Source organism: Pseudomonas sp. SA195 (assembly GCF_054131565.1).
This window is the reverse complement of the sequence record NZ_CP096392.1, coordinates 43,194-59,969: the sequence shown is the minus strand read 5'-3', so window position 1 is coordinate 59,969 and position 16,776 is coordinate 43,194. Positions and strand designations below refer to the sequence as shown.

At 65.0% G+C, this 16,776-nt stretch carries 17 protein-coding genes; 5 read left to right on the top strand and 12 right to left on the bottom strand.

Translation table 11 applies throughout. The features are described 5' to 3' along the window. Positions 1-23: 23 nt before the first annotated feature. Genes M1D78_RS00300 through M1D78_RS00280 form a run of 5 tightly spaced genes read right to left on the bottom strand, consistent with a single transcriptional unit; the run spans position 24 to position 5,619 of the window. On the bottom strand, positions 24-239 hold the full coding sequence (locus M1D78_RS00300; protein ID WP_437421932.1) for a KTSC domain-containing protein: 216 nt from the start codon (positions 237-239) through the stop codon (positions 24-26). Next, a complete protein-coding gene (locus tag M1D78_RS00295; protein ID WP_437421931.1) occupies positions 236-2,041 on the bottom strand; it encodes an ABC transporter ATP-binding protein in 1,806 nt (601 codons plus the stop codon). Before M1D78_RS00295 ends, M1D78_RS00300 begins: the two co-directional genes overlap by 4 nt. Continuing rightward, positions 2,038-3,192, bottom strand: a complete 1,155-nt coding sequence (locus tag M1D78_RS00290) for a glycoside hydrolase family 1 protein (protein WP_437421930.1) — start codon at positions 3,190-3,192, stop codon at positions 2,038-2,040. Before M1D78_RS00290 ends, M1D78_RS00295 begins: the two co-directional genes overlap by 4 nt. Positions 3,193-3,205: 13 nt before the next feature. Beyond that, complete coding sequence (glf, locus tag M1D78_RS00285) at positions 3,206-4,447, bottom strand: UDP-galactopyranose mutase (protein ID WP_437421929.1); 1,242 nt, start codon at positions 4,445-4,447, stop codon at positions 3,206-3,208. Beyond that, positions 4,435-5,619: a glycosyltransferase family 1 protein gene (locus M1D78_RS00280; protein WP_437421928.1), complete on the bottom strand. Its 1,185-nt coding sequence runs from the start codon at positions 5,617-5,619 to the stop codon at positions 4,435-4,437. Before M1D78_RS00280 ends, glf begins: the two co-directional genes overlap by 13 nt. 404 nt (positions 5,620-6,023) lie before the next feature. Here M1D78_RS00280 and galE point away from each other — a divergent pair, with 404 nt between their 5' ends. Next, positions 6,024-7,088 (top strand): UDP-glucose 4-epimerase GalE, encoded by a 1,065-nt coding sequence (gene galE, locus M1D78_RS00275; protein ID WP_437421927.1) that lies wholly within the window; start codon positions 6,024-6,026, stop codon positions 7,086-7,088. Positions 7,089-7,106: 18 nt separating this feature from the next. Here galE and M1D78_RS00270 read toward each other — a convergent pair whose 3' ends face one another. Further along, positions 7,107-8,498: a S8 family peptidase gene (locus tag M1D78_RS00270; protein WP_437421926.1), complete on the bottom strand. Its 1,392-nt coding sequence runs from the start codon at positions 8,496-8,498 to the stop codon at positions 7,107-7,109. A 135-nt stretch (positions 8,499-8,633) separates the two neighbouring features. Continuing rightward, the gene (locus M1D78_RS00265) at positions 8,634-9,530 is read right to left on the bottom strand and encodes a LysR family transcriptional regulator (protein ID WP_437421925.1); all 897 of its coding nucleotides are present in this window, start codon (positions 9,528-9,530) and stop codon (positions 8,634-8,636) included. Positions 9,531-9,675: 145 nt separating this feature from the next. Between M1D78_RS00265 and trpB the strand changes: the two genes are divergently transcribed. From trpB to M1D78_RS00250, 3 genes are all read left to right on the top strand, one after another. Beyond that, on the top strand, positions 9,676-10,887 hold the full coding sequence (gene trpB, locus M1D78_RS00260) for a tryptophan synthase subunit beta (protein WP_437421924.1): 1,212 nt from the start codon (positions 9,676-9,678) through the stop codon (positions 10,885-10,887). Continuing rightward, on the top strand, positions 10,884-11,705 hold the full coding sequence (gene trpA / locus M1D78_RS00255; RefSeq protein WP_437421923.1) for a tryptophan synthase subunit alpha: 822 nt from the start codon (positions 10,884-10,886) through the stop codon (positions 11,703-11,705). Before trpB ends, trpA begins: the two co-directional genes overlap by 4 nt. Before the next feature lie 102 nt (positions 11,706-11,807). Further along, a complete protein-coding gene (locus M1D78_RS00250) occupies positions 11,808-12,137 on the top strand; it encodes a DHCW motif cupin fold protein (protein ID WP_437421922.1) in 330 nt (109 codons plus the stop codon). Positions 12,138-12,246: 109 nt separating this feature from the next. Here M1D78_RS00250 and M1D78_RS00245 read toward each other — a convergent pair whose 3' ends face one another. Then, positions 12,247-12,441 carry a hypothetical protein gene (locus M1D78_RS00245; protein WP_437421921.1) on the bottom strand — a complete coding sequence of 65 codons (195 nt, stop codon included), beginning with the start codon at positions 12,439-12,441 and terminating at the stop codon, positions 12,247-12,249. Between the two features lie 322 nt (positions 12,442-12,763). On the opposite strand from M1D78_RS00245, the gene M1D78_RS00240 reads away from it, so the two are divergent. Continuing rightward, complete coding sequence (locus M1D78_RS00240; protein WP_437421920.1) at positions 12,764-13,684, top strand: LysR family transcriptional regulator; 921 nt, start codon at positions 12,764-12,766, stop codon at positions 13,682-13,684. A 193-nt stretch (positions 13,685-13,877) separates the two neighbouring features. On the opposite strand, the gene madM is transcribed toward M1D78_RS00240, so the two are convergent. The 4 genes from madM to M1D78_RS00220 all read right to left on the bottom strand — a co-directional run bounded on the left by madM (position 13,878) and on the right by M1D78_RS00220 (position 16,726). Next, on the bottom strand, positions 13,878-14,642 hold the full coding sequence (madM, locus tag M1D78_RS00235; protein ID WP_437421919.1) for a malonate transporter subunit MadM: 765 nt from the start codon (positions 14,640-14,642) through the stop codon (positions 13,878-13,880). A gap of 5 nt (positions 14,643-14,647) precedes the next feature. Beyond that, positions 14,648-15,061: a malonate transporter subunit MadL gene (gene madL, locus M1D78_RS00230; RefSeq protein WP_437421918.1), complete on the bottom strand. Its 414-nt coding sequence runs from the start codon at positions 15,059-15,061 to the stop codon at positions 14,648-14,650. Between the two features lie 124 nt (positions 15,062-15,185). After that, positions 15,186-16,112, bottom strand: coding sequence for a malonate decarboxylase subunit epsilon (gene mdcH / locus M1D78_RS00225; protein WP_437421917.1), 927 nt, complete (start codon positions 16,110-16,112; stop codon positions 15,186-15,188). After that, the gene (locus M1D78_RS00220; RefSeq protein ID WP_437421916.1) at positions 16,109-16,726 is read right to left on the bottom strand and encodes a malonate decarboxylase holo-ACP synthase; all 618 of its coding nucleotides are present in this window, start codon (positions 16,724-16,726) and stop codon (positions 16,109-16,111) included. Before M1D78_RS00220 ends, mdcH begins: the two co-directional genes overlap by 4 nt. Positions 16,727-16,776 lie beyond the last annotated feature (50 nt).

Genomic DNA, 16,776 nt, shown 5'->3' with positions numbered 1-16,776 from the left:
GGGTGCGTCGCGCCCAACGAGCCCTACGTCAGCCGCCGATAAGCGTAGTGCTGCGGCTTGAAGACCTGATTGAAATGCTGCCCGAGCGAGTCGGCTTCCAGCAGCGCCTGCACCGCCTCCGGCGGCACCCCTTCGTAGCGATACTGCGAGCCGTTGTGAAATTCGACTTCCAGTACTCTCCCGTCCGGGTCGTAACCCAGCGCCCGCAAGCTACTGGAGTTCACCGCGACGCGTTTCATGGCGCCTTGTCGGGCTGCTTCGTGAACCCTTCGGCCTGCATGCGCCAGAGCGCATGAAATTCGCCCTCTCGGCTACGAAGTTCATGCGGGGACCCATCTTCGACAATGCGCCCGTCACGCAGCACGAGGATGCGGTCGAAACTCGCCAAGGTGGATAGCCGATGCGCGACTGCCACGACCGTTCGGTTATGAACCAGGTTGTTCAGCGCGGCCTGAATTTCCGCCTCGGACTGGGTATCGAGCGCCGAGGTGGCCTCGTCGAGAATCAGGATGGGGGCATCCTTGAGGAACGCGCGCGCAATGCCCAGGCGCTGGCGCTGCCCGCCGGACAGCATCACCCCGCGCTCGCCGACGAGGGTGTCGTAGCCCTGCGGCAGCTCGCGGATAAAGCCGTCGCAGAAGGCACTGCGCGCGGCGGCTTCGACTTCCTCGTCGCTGGCGCCGGGCCGGCCGTAGCGGATGTTGTCACGAATGCTGCGGTTGAACAGCGCCGTCTCCTGCGGGACCACCGCAATCTTCTCGCGCAGGCTGTCCTGGCTGACGCTGCGGATGTCCTGGCCGTCGATGAGAACGCGCCCGCCCTTCACATCGTCCAGCCGTTGGATGAGGTTGATGAGCGTCGACTTGCCGGCGCCGGACGAGCCCACCACGCCGACCTTCTGCCCCGCCGGGATGTGCAGATCGAGGCCCTGGAACACAGCGCCGCGGTCCGGGTAGCTGAAATCGATCGCCTCGAAGGTGATGTCGCCTTCGGCCAGCATCAGCTGGGTGTCGCTGTCTTCCAGGCCGTGCGGCTGGACGATGATGCGCAGGGTGTCGTCGATGGCGCCGAGTTGCTGGGTGGTGTCCACCAGCGCCAGCGCCAAGTCGCGCGAGCCGTGCAGGATGCGGAAGGTCAGCGCGCTGACCAGCACCACGTCGCCGGCGGTCACCGAGCCGTCGACCCACAGGCTGATGGCCCAGACGAGCATGCCGCCGGCCATCACCGACAGGCAAATGTCGTGCATCACCCGCGCCTTTTCCAGGTACATCCAGCTGCGCCGCTGGGCACGGGCTTCGTACCCGATCTCATGGGCCAGGCGTTCGGCCTCGCGATCGCGCGCGGAGAAGGCCTTGATCGTCCAGACATTGGAGACGGCATCGACCAGCTCGCCGCCAACCCGCGCCGACTGCGCCGCGAAGCGCTGGTGCTTGCTGCGCCCGCGGATGCCGAAGCCGGTGATCAGCGCCGCGACGATGGCGACGAACAGGATCAGCGCCACCGCCATGCGCCAGTCCACGGTGAACAGCACCACCACGGCGCCGAGGAAGTCGACGATCGGGGGGACGATCTTCCACGCCAAGCCGCCGTAGATTGAGCCCGCCGCACCGCCGAGGGCCGAAATGCGATTGCCCAGCGAGCCGGCGAAGTGCTCGGTGAAGTAGCGCATCGGGTGGCCGGTCAGGTGCTTGAACAGGTCGACGCGGATGTCCACGACGCTGGCCACCACCGTACGGCAACCGAGCCAGCCGCCCAGGCGCCAGAACACGTTTTCAATGACGATCAGGCTGATGAACAGCCCCAGTGGCCACCAGACGTTGGCCGATGCACGGTCCGCGCTGCCCTGCGCCATGGAGTCGACCAGCAGCTTCATGCCGTACTGCACCGCCACCGCGCAGCTCGCCGCACCGACGATCAGCGCCAGCAGACCCCCAAAATGCCACGGCCGCGCGCAGATGTAGTGCCAGAGGAAGGCCACCGGCCGGCTGGGCAACGGCACGTCGCGGGGACGGGCCTTGGGCGCGGCAGCCGGGGCGTTCATGACAGCGCTTCGGCGATGTGCTGGGCGGGGCTGGTCTGGTGAAAACGCATCTGCTGCAGGCGCAGCTCGTCGGCCAGCCCCTGATGGACGCAGCGGTTGCCATTGTCATCGGCGAACCCAAGCAGGCCGACCGGGCAATGGCGGTCATCGGTCCAGCCGGGGTAGTCGAGCACCGGGTACAGGCAGATGCCTTCCACTTGAACACCGGCCTGCATGGCGAGGCCGGCCTGTTCGCTGACGTAGCGCAGCCAGTCGCCACGCACATCGCCCTCGGCGCCGGTCTCGGCGATCAGAATTGGCCGCTTGTAACGGTGCGCGATCTCGCGAAGGATGCCCTTGAATGGCCGGTAGTCGGTGCTATCGCGCGGGATGGTCTGACCGTCCTCGTGATACCACTGGTTATCGGAGTAGTAGTTCACGCCAATGATGTCGAGATACTGCGGCGCACCGCCGAGGCCCGGCCAGAGTTCGCCGGTGAGCATGTCCCATCCCTGGAACTGCGACAGGCGGAAGTCTTCCGCAGCGCGTCGCGGGCCGGGGCGGTCATTTCGCGAGGTGACGTGAATCGCCGGGTCGACCTGGACGAAACGCGCACGCGGTTCCACGTCGCGGATCGCCTCGATGGCCGCGATGCTGGCCCGCACCAGCTGGTGCTTGAGCTCGAAGCCGCGGCCACGGGCCATCGGATTGAAGTAGGCCTCGTCACCGCCTGCCCATGACCAGAATGAAATCTCGTTGACCGGTGCGTAGAAGGGCACACCGTCGGTCTCGTCCTTGACCAGCTGCGCGGCCGCCGCGGCGAAACGGGCGAAACGCTCGACGAACTGCGGCCGCCAGATGTCGAGGTCGTCCGGCCAGCCGTAATGACACAGATCCCAGATGACCTGCGTACCTTGGCGATGCGCGGCTTGCAGCATGGGCAGGAAGCTCGACCAATCGTAGTGGCCGGACGTCTGCTCGATCAGGTGCCAGCGCAGCCCATCGCGCACGCTGCGGATGCCGTGGCGCTGGAGTACACCGTAGTCGTGCGCGGCCCAGCGGTCATGCCCCGTGGCAACCAACAGGTCGAGCCGCCTGCCGTCACTACGCCGGTGCGTCGAACACTCGAAGCCGCCCAGAAAGAAGCTGTCGAACAGCGAGGGCTGGTGCATCAATACGACTCCCTCACGGCGCCTGGTCGGCCAGGCTGCGGGCATGCTCGTCGCTTTCCCCGGCCTCGGGCCCGCGCTCGGCCTCTTCAATACGCTTGTACAGCGCCAGCGCCTGCCCGACCACCTGATCCATGTTGTAGTACTTGTAGGTGCCGAGCCGGCCGACGAAGGTCACGCCGGGCGTCTCGTCCGCCAGCTTCTGGTAGCGCTTGTAGAGCTCGGCGTTCTCCGGCCGCGGGATCGGGTAGTAGGGGTCGCCCTCGGCCGACGGGTATTCGTACGTAATGCTGGTACGTGGATGGACCTGCCCGGTGAGATGCTTGTACTCACTGATCCGCGTGTAGGGCACGTCTTCGCTTGGGTAGTTGACCGTACCCACCGCCTGGAACTGCTCCTGCTCGAGCTGCTTGTGCTCGAACTTCAGGGAGCGGTACGGCAGCTTGCCGAAGCGGTAGTCGAAGTACTCATCGATCGGGCCACAGAAGATCAGATGGTCGTACTGCACCTCGTCGCGGATCTCGCGGTAGTCGGTGTTAATCATCACCTTGATGTTCGGGTGCGCGAGCATCTTCTCGAACATCTTGGTGTAGCCATGCTTGGGCATCTGCTGGAAGCTGTCGGTGAAGTAGCGGTCGTCGGTGTTGGTGCGCGTGGGGATGCGCGAGGTCACCGACTTGTCCAGCTGCGACGGGTCAAGGCCCCACTGCTTGCGGGTGTAGCCGCGGAAGAATTTCTGGTACAGCTCGCGGCCGATGCCGTTGATGACCACGTCTTCACTGGTCTGGATGTCCTCGACCGGCTCGGCGCGGCTGGCGAGGAAATCCGCCGCCTCCTGCTCGGTCGTTATGTTCAGGCCATAAAGCTTGTTCAGCGTGGTCATGTTGATCGGGATCGGCACCTGCTGCCCGTCCACCTGCGCCAGTACGCGATGCTCATACGGCCGCCACTCGGTGAACCGCGAGAGGTAATCGACGATGCGCTGGGCGTTGGTGTGGAAGATGTGCGGGCCATAGCGGTGGATCAGCACACCGGCTTCGTCGTAATGATCGTAGGCATTGCCGCCGATGTGCGGGCGCCGGTCCACCACCAGCACGCGCTTGTTCAAGCCGGCCGCCAGCCGCTCGGCCAGCACGCTACCAGCGAAACCGGCACCGACGATGAGATAGTCGAAGCCGCGACGGCGGCCGGACGAACCCTCGCTGGCGCCTCCGCCTGCGTGCTCGGGGTTGCTGTCTCGCAGGCTCATATCGCGCATAGCATCTTCTCCTTCATCAGCGCCCAGGTATGGTCCCAGGACATGTCGCCGAGAATCTCGTCAGCGGTTTTCAACAGGCGATCGCGGTCTTCACCATCGGCCAGGGCCTGCTCGACCGCGGCGACGAACGCCTCGGGCGTATCGGCGATATGGACGATCTCGGTATCGCCGTAGGTGCGCACCACGTCCTTGATCGGCGTGGACACCACAGGGCAACCACCGGCCAGGTATTCGGGCGTCTTGGTCGGGCTGATGAAACGGGTCGATTCGTTCATCGCGAACGGCATGATCGCCACGTCCCAGCCGGACAGGTAGCGCGGCAGCTCGTCATACGTCTTCCCGCCCAGGTAGTGGATGTTGTCGCGCTGCGGCAGGTCGGCCGGGTCGATCTTCACCACCGGGCCGACGAGCACGAACTGCCAGTCAGGCCGCTGCTTCGCCACGTCGGCGACCAGCTCGATGTCGAAGCGCTCGTCGATCACGCCGTAGAAGCCCAGGCGGGGATGGGGGATTTCGGCCTGGTCCTCGGGATCGGCCTGGGTCCGCCGAGCCTCGGCGAAATGCGCCACATCGACGCTGCTCGGGAAGGGATGGGCGTCATCATGCAGCTCGCGCTTGGCTTCCCAGATGCTATAGCCGCCGGTAAACACCAGGTCGGCGCGCTTGAGCAGTTCGCGCTCGCGTTCGACCAGCTCGGGTGGCGCGCCGCGGAAGGCCGACAGCTCATCCATGCAGTCGTACACCGTCAGCTTGGGCTTCAGGTGGCCGGCATAGCCCAGCGCCATCGGGGTGTAGAACCAGAGCATCAGATCACCGACGCCGAGCTTGGCCAGGTAGCCATCGAGCAGGTCACGCTGCACGCGCAGCGCCGTCTCGCCTTCGCAACCGTGTGGCAGGCGCGGCACCAGCACTTGCACGCCGTTCTCCTCGGGACGCACTTCCAGCCAGGGCTGCTGATCCTCGGTGGGGATCGGCTCTTCGAAGAACAGCACGTTGAAATCACGGGCAAAGCGCGACATCAGGTGCTGCGGGCGCTGGTAGACGAAGCTCCAGCGCAGGTGGGACAGGCACAGCAGGGTCGGGATCTGCTCGTCGAAGATCACTTCGGGCGGCGTCTCCTGCTTGTCGGGGGATTTGCCGATTTCGTATTGGTAGGGTCCGGCCCAGCTCATGGAAACCTCGTAAAGGGTAGCAATGCCCTCCAGATTCCCTTCTGCCGCATCACATAGGCCCGCGCAGCCCGCGCAAAGCAAAACCTGATGGCGCGCTACAGCCGATAAACCCAACTCGCAAGCGCTGTCCGCCGGCTATGGACGGTGGCGGACGATCCAAGGTTCCGTAGGCCCCGTTCAGAGGTCGGTCATCGGGTGACTGCCGCTTCGCTGGAACTTGCTCACACCTTCTCCCGTCCCTATCCCAGGACGCCTGTTTTACCCGGCATCGGCCATGTGTGCTTCCTGCAGTCAGCACCGACCGACTCGCCGACCCTAACCCTGGAGATGCTTGCAGCGGCCGCGCTCATACGGTCAGCCGTGCAGCCTCGTGCGCGTCGAAATTTGGTAAGCGAGGTAGATACATGATTCTGGTCACGGGTGGAGCTGGATACATCGGGTCCCATGCAGTGCTGGAGCTCCTGCAGGCTGGCCACGAAGTGCTGGTGCTGGACAATCTTTGCAACAGTTCAAAAGTCGCGCTGGATCGGGTAGAGCGCCTGGCCGGCCGTAACGTCCAGTTCGTTAAAGGCGACGTGCGCAACCGCTCGCTACTCAACGCCCTGTTCGCCTCGTACCCCATCAAAGCTGTGCTGCATTTCGCTGGGCTCAAGGCCGTTGGCGAAAGCGTGCGTGAGCCGCTGCGCTATTACGAAACCAACGTCAGCGGCAGCATCGCGCTGTGCCAGGCGATGGCCGAGGCCGGCATCTTCCGGCTGGTGTTCAGCTCCTCGGCGACGGTCTACGGCGAGGCGCCGAAGATGCCGATCACTGAGCAGAACCCGACCGGCCTGCCGACAAATCCCTATGGGCAATCCAAGCTCATGGCGGAGAACGTGCTCAAGGGCCTGGCGGAATCCGACCCGCGCTGGTCGATCGCACTGCTGCGCTATTTCAACCCCATTGGCGCGCATGAGTCCGGCCTGATCGGCGAAGACCCCAACGGCATTCCAAACAACCTGCTGCCTTACATGCTTCAGGTCGCGGTTGGCCGGCGCAAGCAGCTAAGCGTCTACGGCGCCGACTACCCGACCCCGGACGGCACCGGCGTACGCGACTACATCCATGTGGTCGACCTGGCCAAGGGGCACCTCAAGGCACTCGAGCGGCTGGAGCAGGTACGCGGCGTGCAGGTTTGGAACCTGGGCACCGGGCGCGGCTACTCGGTACGTCAGATGATCACCGCGTTCGAAGAAGTCATCGGCCGCCCGCTGCCGCACATCTACAAGGCCCGCCGCCCCGGCGACATCGCGCAGTGCTGGTCGGATCCGACCAAGGCCCGCGAGGAATTGGGCTGGGAAGCGGAGAAAGACCTGCTGACCATGCTCGCCGACGCCTGGCGCTGGCAGAGCCGCAACCCCAAGGGCTACGCCGCCAGCAAGGTCGCGGCCGACCAGGCCGCCAACGCCGAAACCGCGCTGGCCAGCTAGGCCAACGCGGCGGGTGCGTCAGGGTGCGCCGCAGCTCAGCTCGCTGCGAATCTTGGAGACATCGAGCCGGCGATTCTGCTGCACCACGCCGGTGAGCTGCGGATCACGTACTGCGAGTCGCAACAGGGCTTCGCGAATCTGCGCGGCGGTCGCGCAGGGATTGAGCGAGGCATAGAGCGCAGCAGCGCCAGTGACGTGCGGCGCGGCCATCGATGTGCCGCTCATGTAGGCGTAGCCGGCGGCGCCGGTCGAGGTGGGCACCGTCGAGACGATGTTCAGGCCGGGCGCGGCGATGTGCACCGTGTTTACGCCATAGTTCGAGAAGCTGGCGCGGCGGCCATTCTGATCCAGCGCGCCAACGGAAATCACGTTGGGCAGCTGGTAGCTCGCCGGGTAGCTCGGTGCTGCGTCGATGTCGAGCCCGCTATTGCCCGCCGCGGCGATGAACAGGATGTTGGCGTTGCCGGCCGCCTTGATTGCGTCATACAGCGCCTGCGAATAGCCGCCGCCGCCCCAGGAATTGTTGGTGGCAACCAGGTTGATCTTCTTCGCCAATTTCAACTGGGTCAGGTAGTTGATCGCCTTGACCGCGCTCGCCGTAGTACCGCCGTTTGCACCGAGGAACTTGGCGGATATCAGCCGTGCGCTCGGGCACACACCGAACACACCGGCACCGTTATTCGCCGCAGCGGCCACCGTGCCGGCGACATGAGTGCCGTGGTCGTCAGCGGGGCCGTCGTAAACGCTGGCGTTGTTCGCGGCGAAGTCCCAGCCGCGAAGATCATCGACGAAGCCGTTGCGGTCGTTGTCCTTACGGTCAGCGCGGCTGCCCTCGCCCGGGTTGAGCCAGACGTTGGCGCGCAGATCACCGTGGTTGATCATCACGCCCTCATCGATGATGCCGACGTGCACGCTGCTCGAGCACAATGCCCCAGCGTTCCAGGCCGCCAGCGCGCCGCTGCCGTAGGTGGAGGTTGGCGAAGTGGTGGCGCCCTGCATACCCCACAGCAGATTGAGGCCCGGATCGTTGGGGTTGGCCACCTGGGTGCGGTAGACCCAGTTCGGTTCCACGTATTCCACCGCCGGGTCAGCCGCCAGCTGCGCGATCAGCGCGGCGTCGACCTTGCGGCCCTTGCCAAGCTGCGCCTGGACCAGATCACCCTTGGCATCGCGGCGCGCGGCCTTGTCGATCAGCTTGCGCCCGACCTTGGCGCCCCGCCGGCTCAACGCGGTGGCCTTGGCTGTTTCCGACGCGCTGGCCTTGAACTGCACCAGCAGCTCACCGGCAACGAACGGCCGGCCCGCCTTGAGGGAGGCGTCAACCGAGGGGCTGGGTTTGGCAGCCACTTGCTCGGCCCCCGTGGCGAGCAACGCGAACATGACCAGACCGATAGGTTTCTTGTAGACCATCACTGTTCTCCGAACGACTGCAGACAGCCACGCCCAAGCGGAGCGGCCTATGTGCGGACTGTATCGGCACGAACGATGTCGTTTTAGTGGCGCCAGACGAATGGCGAAGCCGTTAGTCGGCGTTTTGCCATCACGCTAGCGGGCATCCTTGGCCCATTCGTGCCGCAACCAGTCCGCCAGGCGTTCAGCACGGCGATCCAGACGCCGCGCCGGCACCCAGAGCGCGAGCCGCGCGCGGGCCTCGACGAATCCCCAGGGCGCCAGCAGCCGGCCCTGGCGTAGATCGTCGGCTACCAGCTGTTGCGGCGCGATAGCCACGCCCAGCCCGGCCAGCGCCGCCTCCAGCAGGTAATAGAGATGTTCGAAGCCCTGCCCCGTCTGCAATCGGCCGGGCTCGATGCCATGCGCTTGCGCCCACGCCGGCCAGGCCTGCGGACGGGACGCGGTATGCAGCAATGCCTCCTCGAGCAGCGCCGTAGCCGGCGCGCGGCGCAGCGCCTCCGCGCGTGGATGATGCGGGCTAAGCACCGGGCCGATGCGTTCGGCTGCCAGCTCGAACACCCGCATATCTGCCGGCCAGGGGGGCTCGGCGTACCAGAGCGTGGCATCGAGCCCGGGCCGTCGAGGGTCCAGCTCGCCTTCGCTGGCAGAAAGCTGGAGGTGCAGATCCGGCAGGTCCCGGTTGAGGCGATCCAGCCGTGGGATGAACCACCGCGCCAACAGGCTGCCCGGGCAGCCCAGTACGAAGGGTGCATCGGCCGTCTGCTGCCGCAGCTCGGTGCAGGTTTCACGTAAACGCGCAAAGGCCTCGCCCGCTGACTCACGAAGGCGCAGCCCGGCATCGGTGAGTTTTACGCCGCGCCCATCCTTGGCGAAGAGGACCAGGCCGAGGTCGTCTTCGAGCAGTCGGATCTGCCGGCTGATGGCGCCGTGCGTCACGTTGAGCTCGGCCGCCGCCTGGCTGATACTCAGCAGTCGGGCTGCGGCTTCGAAGGCACGCAAGGCGTTGAGGGGTGGAAGACCGTGACTCATAGGTGAGATTTCCTGACAGGTTGCAGCGATCTTATCGCTTTTCCTCTCGGTCACGTAGGGTTAGGGTGCATTCATCCCGTACGCCCCAGCAGCTTGGTGCCGAACGCCAGCAAGCTGGCTTCTACATCGTTCTCCGGAGATAGCCATGACTTCATTCCGCAGCGGCCCTGACGCCAGGGGCCTGTTCGGCCGCTTCGGCGGCCAGTTCGTCGCCGAAACCCTGATGCCGCTGATCAACCAGCTGGCCGCCGAATACGAGAAGGCCAAGAGCGATCCGGCCTTCCAGGAAGAACTCGCCTACTTCCAGCGCGACTACATCGGCCGTGCCAGCCCGCTGTATTACGCCGAGCGCCTTTCCGAGCACTTCGGCGGAGCGAAGATCTACCTCAAGCGCGAAGACCTGAATCACACCGGCGCGCACAAGATCAACAACTGCATCGGCCAGATCCTCCTGGCCAAGCGCATGGGCAAGCAGCGCATCATCGCCGAGACCGGCGCCGGCATGCACGGCGTGGCCACCGCCACCGTTGCGGCGCGTTTCGGCATGCAGTGCGTGGTCTACATGGGCACCACCGACATCGAGCGCCAGCAGGCCAACGTCTTCCGCATGCGGCTGTTGGGCGCCGAGGTGATTCCGGTCACCGCCGGCACCGGCACCCTGAAGGACGCGATGAACGAGGCCCTGCGCGACTGGGTGACCAACGTTCACAACACCTTCTACCTGATCGGCACGGCCGCAGGCCCGCACCCCTACCCGGCCATGGTTCGCGACTTCCAGTCGGTAATCGGCAACGAAGTGCGCGAGCAGATCATGGAGAAGGAAGGCCGCCTGCCCGACTCGCTGGTCGCCTGCATCGGCGGTGGCTCCAACGCCATCGGCCTGTTCCATCCGTTCCTCGATGACGAGTCGGTGCAGATCGTTGGTGTCGAAGCGGCCGGTCACGGTATCGAAACCGGCAAGCACGCCGCGAGCATGGCTGGTGGCGCGCCGGGCGTGCTGCACGGCAACCGCACCTTCCTCCTGCAGGACAAGGACGGCCAGATCACCGATGCCCACTCGATTTCCGCCGGCCTCGACTACCCAGGCGTCGGCCCGGAGCACGCCTGGTTGCACGAGATCAAGCGCGTCGAATACGTGCCTTGCACCGATGACGAAGCCCTGGCCGCGTTCCACCAGTGCTGCCGCCTGGAAGGCATCATTCCCGCGCTGGAATCCGCCCATGCCCTGGCCGAAGCCTTCAAGCGCGCGGCAAGGCTGCCAAAAGAGCACCTGATGGTGGTCAACCTCTCCGGCCGCGGCGACAAGGACATGCAAACCGTCATGCACCACTACGACGAACAGGAAGAACACATATGAGCTCGGTGAACACTCGCCTGCAGACGCGCTTCGCACAACTGAAGCAGGAAAACCGCGCCGCGCTGGTGACCTTCGTGACCGCCGGCGACCCGGACTACGCCACCTCGCTCGCCATCCTCAAGGGCCTGCCGGAGGCCGGCGCCGATGTCATCGAGCTGGGCATGCCCTTCACCGATCCGATGGCCGACGGCCCGGCGATCCAGCTGGCGAACATCCGCGCCCTGGCCGCCAAGCAGAACCTGCCGAAGACGCTGCAGATGGTCCGCGAATTTCGCGAAAGCAACAGCACTACCCCGCTGGTACTGATGGGTTACTACAACCCGATCTTCGCCTATGGCGTCGAGCGTTTTGTCAGCGATGCGAAAGAAGCGGGTGTCGACGGTTTGATCGTCGTCGACCTGCCGCCGGAGCATAACGACGAGCTCTGCGACCCGGCCCAGAACGCCGGTATCGACTTCATCCGCCTGACCACCCCGACCACCGACGACGCACGCCTGCCCACCGTACTCAACGGCAGCTCGGGCTTCGTCTACTACGTCTCGGTGGCCGGCGTGACCGGGGCCGGTTCCGCCACTCTGGAACACGTCGAGGAAGCGGTCGCGCGCCTGAAGCGCCATACCGATCTGCCCGTGTGCGTCGGCTTCGGCATCCGCACATCGGAGCAGGCCGCGGCCATCGCCCGCCTGACCGAGGGCGTAGTGGTGGGTTCGGCGCTGATCGACCAGATCGCCAGCGCCGAAACGTCCGAACAGGCCGTCGAGGGTGTGCTGGGACTCTGTCGCGAATTGAGCGAAGGCGTGCGGGCCGCACGGCAGTAACTATCTTCGGCGAAGAAAGAGCTGCTGCCCGGCCATGCCGGCCAGCAGCTTTTTATTGTTCGCTTTCCGGCAGGCTCAAGACGGCAAAAGAAAGGATCTGAAATGGACATCACCCACCTTCCCTTCGGCACTACAGACTGGGCGAGCGTCGAGCCCACCGAGCATGCCGGCGAAACCGGCATGGCCTACTGGCGAACCTGCCAGTTCGGCCCGATCCGCGTACGCATGGTCGAGTACACCCCCGGCTACCTGGCCGATCACTGGTGCACCAAGGGCCACATCCTGCTGTGCCTGTCCGGTGAGCTGCATACCGAACTGGCGGACGGCCGCCGCTTCACCCTGACGCCCGGCACGAGCTACCAAGTCGGGGACGGCGCAGAGCCGCACCGGTCCTCTACCGAGGCCGGTGCAACGTTATTCGTCGTGGATTGAGGCGCCGTCTTTCAAGGCGCCAGCAAGAGAACCGGCCCGCTAGGCGGTGCAGAAATTCAGCGGGAGACCATGGCGCGCCGCCAGGGCAGTCGCAGCGCGCTGACCCGGATTACCAGCTGCCGACAGGCTCGGTATGCGCGTCGTCGTAGTCCGCCGCGATCGCTGTGTCGTGAGGTTCGGATTCGGCCTTCGGTATGGTCGCATCGCCCTTGCGAAGCCCCAGGGCGGTGATCAGCGTCTCGCTGACTTCCATAAACGAGTATCCATCGGCCCATACCTGGGTGCCGTTCAGCTTGTTGTCCATTTTGCAGACCTCTCGAAGCCGGAGCGCATTCCAGCGATGTCATTTCGTTTGTTGTTGTAACAGGGCTAATCGGGAACATATGGAGCATCGACCATGCCAGCCGAGCCACTTAATAAACTCTTTTATAATCATAAACTTACGTGATAATTAAGCCGTTTTGATCCTTGCACATTGCATTGTCACCGTTGGGTTACGTTGCAATCTGCACGCATCCTGCGGCTTGAGCGAGACCATCCAGGCGCGCATATCCGTCGCCGTTCGCGCAGAATCAAGGGCACCGGCAAAGCAAGGCCAGGCATTAGCAAAACGCAGGCAAGCTCAGATGCAGATTGATGAAGAATTCACCCTGAAAAAGCTCGAGGTTTTCCTCGCCTTCATGCGTAGCGGAAACCTGAGCAAGGCGGCAGCGGAGCTGAACACGAGCAACGTCAGCGTGCATCGCGCCATCCATTCGCTGGAAAGCGCACTGCGCTGCCCGCTGTTCAAGCACGAGGGGCGCAACCTGATACCCCTGGAAAGCGCTTACGTACTGGAAGAAAACGCCCAGAAGCTGGTACAGGATGTCTTGGAAACAGTGCGCCAAACGCGCCAGGCCGCGGGCTTTTCGGCGGAGCGGTTCAAGCTTGGCGCACTGTACTCGCTGACGGTGAAAACTGTGCCGCAGCTGATCATGGGTCTGAAGCTGCGGCGCAGCGAGCTCAACATCGACTTGATCCTCGGCTCCAACGTCGACCTGTTCTACAAACTGAAGAACATGGAGCTCGATGCGATTCTGGTCTCACTGAACGACAGCGTCAGCCACGACCCGGATTGCGCACAGTTGCCGCTGTTCGCCGATGACATCTTTCTCGCCGCGCCGGCCGATTCGCCTTTTGCGCAACAGCCGGAAGTCGACCTGAGCGAGCTTCGCGACGCCACTTTCATCACCCTGACGCAGGGCTTCGCGACGCACCAGGACGGCAATCGGGTGTTCCAGCAGGCGGGCTTCGAGCCCAAGGTGGCGATGCAGGTGAATGACATCTTCACCTTGCTGAGCATGGTCAATTCAGGCGTCGGGTATGCATTGCTGCCCGGGCGGGTGGGGATGGTCTACGAGTCGCGGGTGAAGCTGGTGCCGCTGCAGGCCCGCTATCACCTGCAGCAGCATATCGGTGTGGTGTTTCTGAAGGCCAAGGAACGCGATCCCAACCTGCTCGCGTTCCTGGCCGAATGCCGGATGTACAGCCTCAAGCATCCAAGCTGATCGTGCGATCGGCGAGGTTGTTCGGGCGAATAAATTCGCCCCACAAGCCGGGCTAAAGCAACCTGTAGGGGCGAACTTGTTCGCCCATCAAGCCTCGCCGCACCGCCCGGGCGAATGTCACCCCACCAACCGGGCGCGGCTCACCTAGTGCGACCCCCTGTCGCGCCAGGCGCGCCCTTGCGCATTGGGACGATCAGCCCAGCATGCCGCGCATGATGAAGAACAGCAGTGACGGACCGAGCAGGCATCCCAGCGCAGTGTAGAACGCAGCGGTCAGGCAACCGTAAGGCACCAGCTTCGCATCCGTTGCAGCCAGTCCACCCGCTACCCCACTGGAAGTGCCGATCAAGCCGCCGAAGATCACGGCCGCACGCGGGTTGTTCAGGCCGATCATCGGGGCGAAGAAGGGGGTGGCGATCATCACCAGGATCGCCTTGACCAGGCCGGCCGCGATGGACAGCGCCATGACTTCGGAACTGGCACCAATCGCCGCGCCGGTGACCGGGCCGACGATGTAGGTCACGGCGCCCGTGCCGATGGTGGTCAGGCTGACCGCATCGGTGTAACCGAAGGCCATGGCCACCCCAACTCCCGCGATAAAGGACGAAAACACGCCGACAAACAGCGCCAGCACACCGACCATGCCGGCGCGCTTGAGCTCCTCGACACTGACCCCAAAGCCAGTCGCAACGATGGCGAAGTCCCGCAGCATGGCGCCGCCGAGCAGCCCGATACCTGAGAACAGCGCGATATCCACCAGGCCTTTCTGCCCGCCGGTGACCACGCCGCCGATGTACGACAGCAGGAGGCCGATAAGGATGGCTACCGCCGAGCCATGCAGGCGGCCTTTGGTGAGCTTGTCCGACAGCCAATAGGAGATCCACATGGTCGCGCCGATGATGGCGAAGCCGCTGATCATTCCGTAGCCGGTGATCACTTTCATCAGGGATTCGTACATGGCCGTTACCCCCGGGCGCCGTTGGTGGCTGGCTTGGCCGAGGCGACCGGCTCGGCCTCAAACTTTTTTCGGCCGATCCGATCCAGCACGGGTACCAGGACGAAGGCCAGGGCAACCGCCGCTACACCGGCAAGGATCGCCATCGGACCGCCTGCCAGCGCGCCGTAGACATTCTGCTGCGCGGCCATGGCCACCACGATCGGGATGTACACGGCGCTCCAGAACTTGATGCCCTGCTCGGACTCCGGATTGAACAGGCCGCGCTTCTTCAGATAGCTGCCGATCAGGATCAGCAGCACCATGGCGATACCAACACCGCCGACGTTGGCCGGCACGCCGATGGCCTTGCCGAGCAGCTCGCCAACAAAGATACCGGTGAGGGTACACAAGGCCAGAAAGGCCACACCAAAGATGATCATTGTTCTTGTCCTTTTGGTTGCGCTCCAGCCTGCATGGGCCCTGGCGCGTGTTTGTCGAGGTAGTTGTTTTTATTCATCGATCAGCTGGCGAGTAAGGCTTGCTCGCGCTGAGTGTGCACGCGGTCTATCGGCTCTGGCTGCCCTCCTGACGCAGCAAGGCGTCCAGTGTGTCCTGCCGGGCCCCATCGAAGGCGGCCAGCGTGCCCTGTTCGAAAACCCGCCGCGCCAGCCCGGTCAGCACCTGGCCCGGAGGCAATTCGATATGCAGTAGCACGCCGCGCTCGTAGGCCGTGCGCAAGGTGCCGTGCCAGTCGACGACGCGGCACATGTTGAAGGCCAGGTCGTCGCGCAGGCGCTCGGCGTCGAACAACGGGCGCGCCGAGGAGCCGCTGAGGTAGCGAATCCGCGGTGCGCGCACCTCCACCTCGGCGAAAGCGTCCGCCAGCCGCTGTGCCGGCTGCTCGAGCAGCGCGCAATGCGAGGGCACGCTCATCGCCAGGCGCCGCGCACAGGAGGCGCCCAGCGCTTTGGCCCGGCCGGCGACCGCGGCCATGGCGGCGTCGCTGCCGGCGATGACGATCTGGTTGTCGGCGTTGATGTTACCGAGATGGACCGGGCCCTCGGCTTCGGCCAGCAGCGACTCCACCGCACCCAGCGACAAGCCGAGGATGGCGGTCATGCCATAGCCCTCGGGATAGGCCTGCTGCATCAGCTCGCCGCGCAGTGCGACCAGGCGCAGGGCGTCGGCGAACGTCAGCGACTCGGCGACAACCGCCGCGGCATAGGCACCGATGGACAGCCCGGCGACGTAGTCCGGCCGCTGGCCATCGCGCATCAGCAGGCGCGCTCCGGCGACACCGGCGATCAGCAGGCAGAGCTGCACCGCGCGGGTCGATTGCAGCGCTTCGGCCGAATCGAGCAGCAACGCATCCTCGCCGAGCACGGCACTGGCCTCGGCCAGGGTCGCAGCGATTTCTGGCGCATCCGGCAGGCGATGCAACATGCCCGGCTTCTGCGCGCCCTGGCCGGGAAAGGCGAACAGACTGCTCATGCCGCCCGCCCCTCTACCCAGGGGTTGGCGACCAGGCGCGGTCCTTCGGCGGTCTTGGCCAGCACCCGGGCGGCGCCACCGGCCCAATCGCTGAGCGCGACGCCACCGAGCGGCGTTTCGAGTTGCAGGTCGACGCGACAGGCGCGACCTTCAAGCATTTGCAGCAACGAGCGCGCTTCGCTGCGCGGCAGTGGCCATTCGGCTCTTAGCAGCAGATCGAGATCGCTGTCCGGATGCGCGGTCTGCAGTCCGGTGGCGAGCTGGAAGCCGGCCGAGCCGGTGACACCCCAGGCATGGCCGAGGGCATCGAGCAGCGGACGCAGGCCAGCCAGCACGCGGAACACCGGCAGGTCTTCGCTGGCGCGACGATCGAGCAGCTGCTCCGGCGTCAGCCGATGGCTGATCGCGGCGATCGGCATCAGCGCGGCCAGACGCTGGTCTCGCGTGGCCCCGCGCAGGCCGACCGCCACCTGCCCTGGCGCGACGACGGCACGACGCACCACCACCGGCTGGCCGGCGGCGAGCACGGCCACCGCCCAGGCCGGGGCATCGGCCGGCAACTGCTCGGGACGCATACCCCAGAGCAGGTCGTGGGGGCGAGGTGTGTCGTGCATCTACAGCCTCCTCGTGATTGTTGTTGTCGAGTCGCTGATACGGGTTCGGC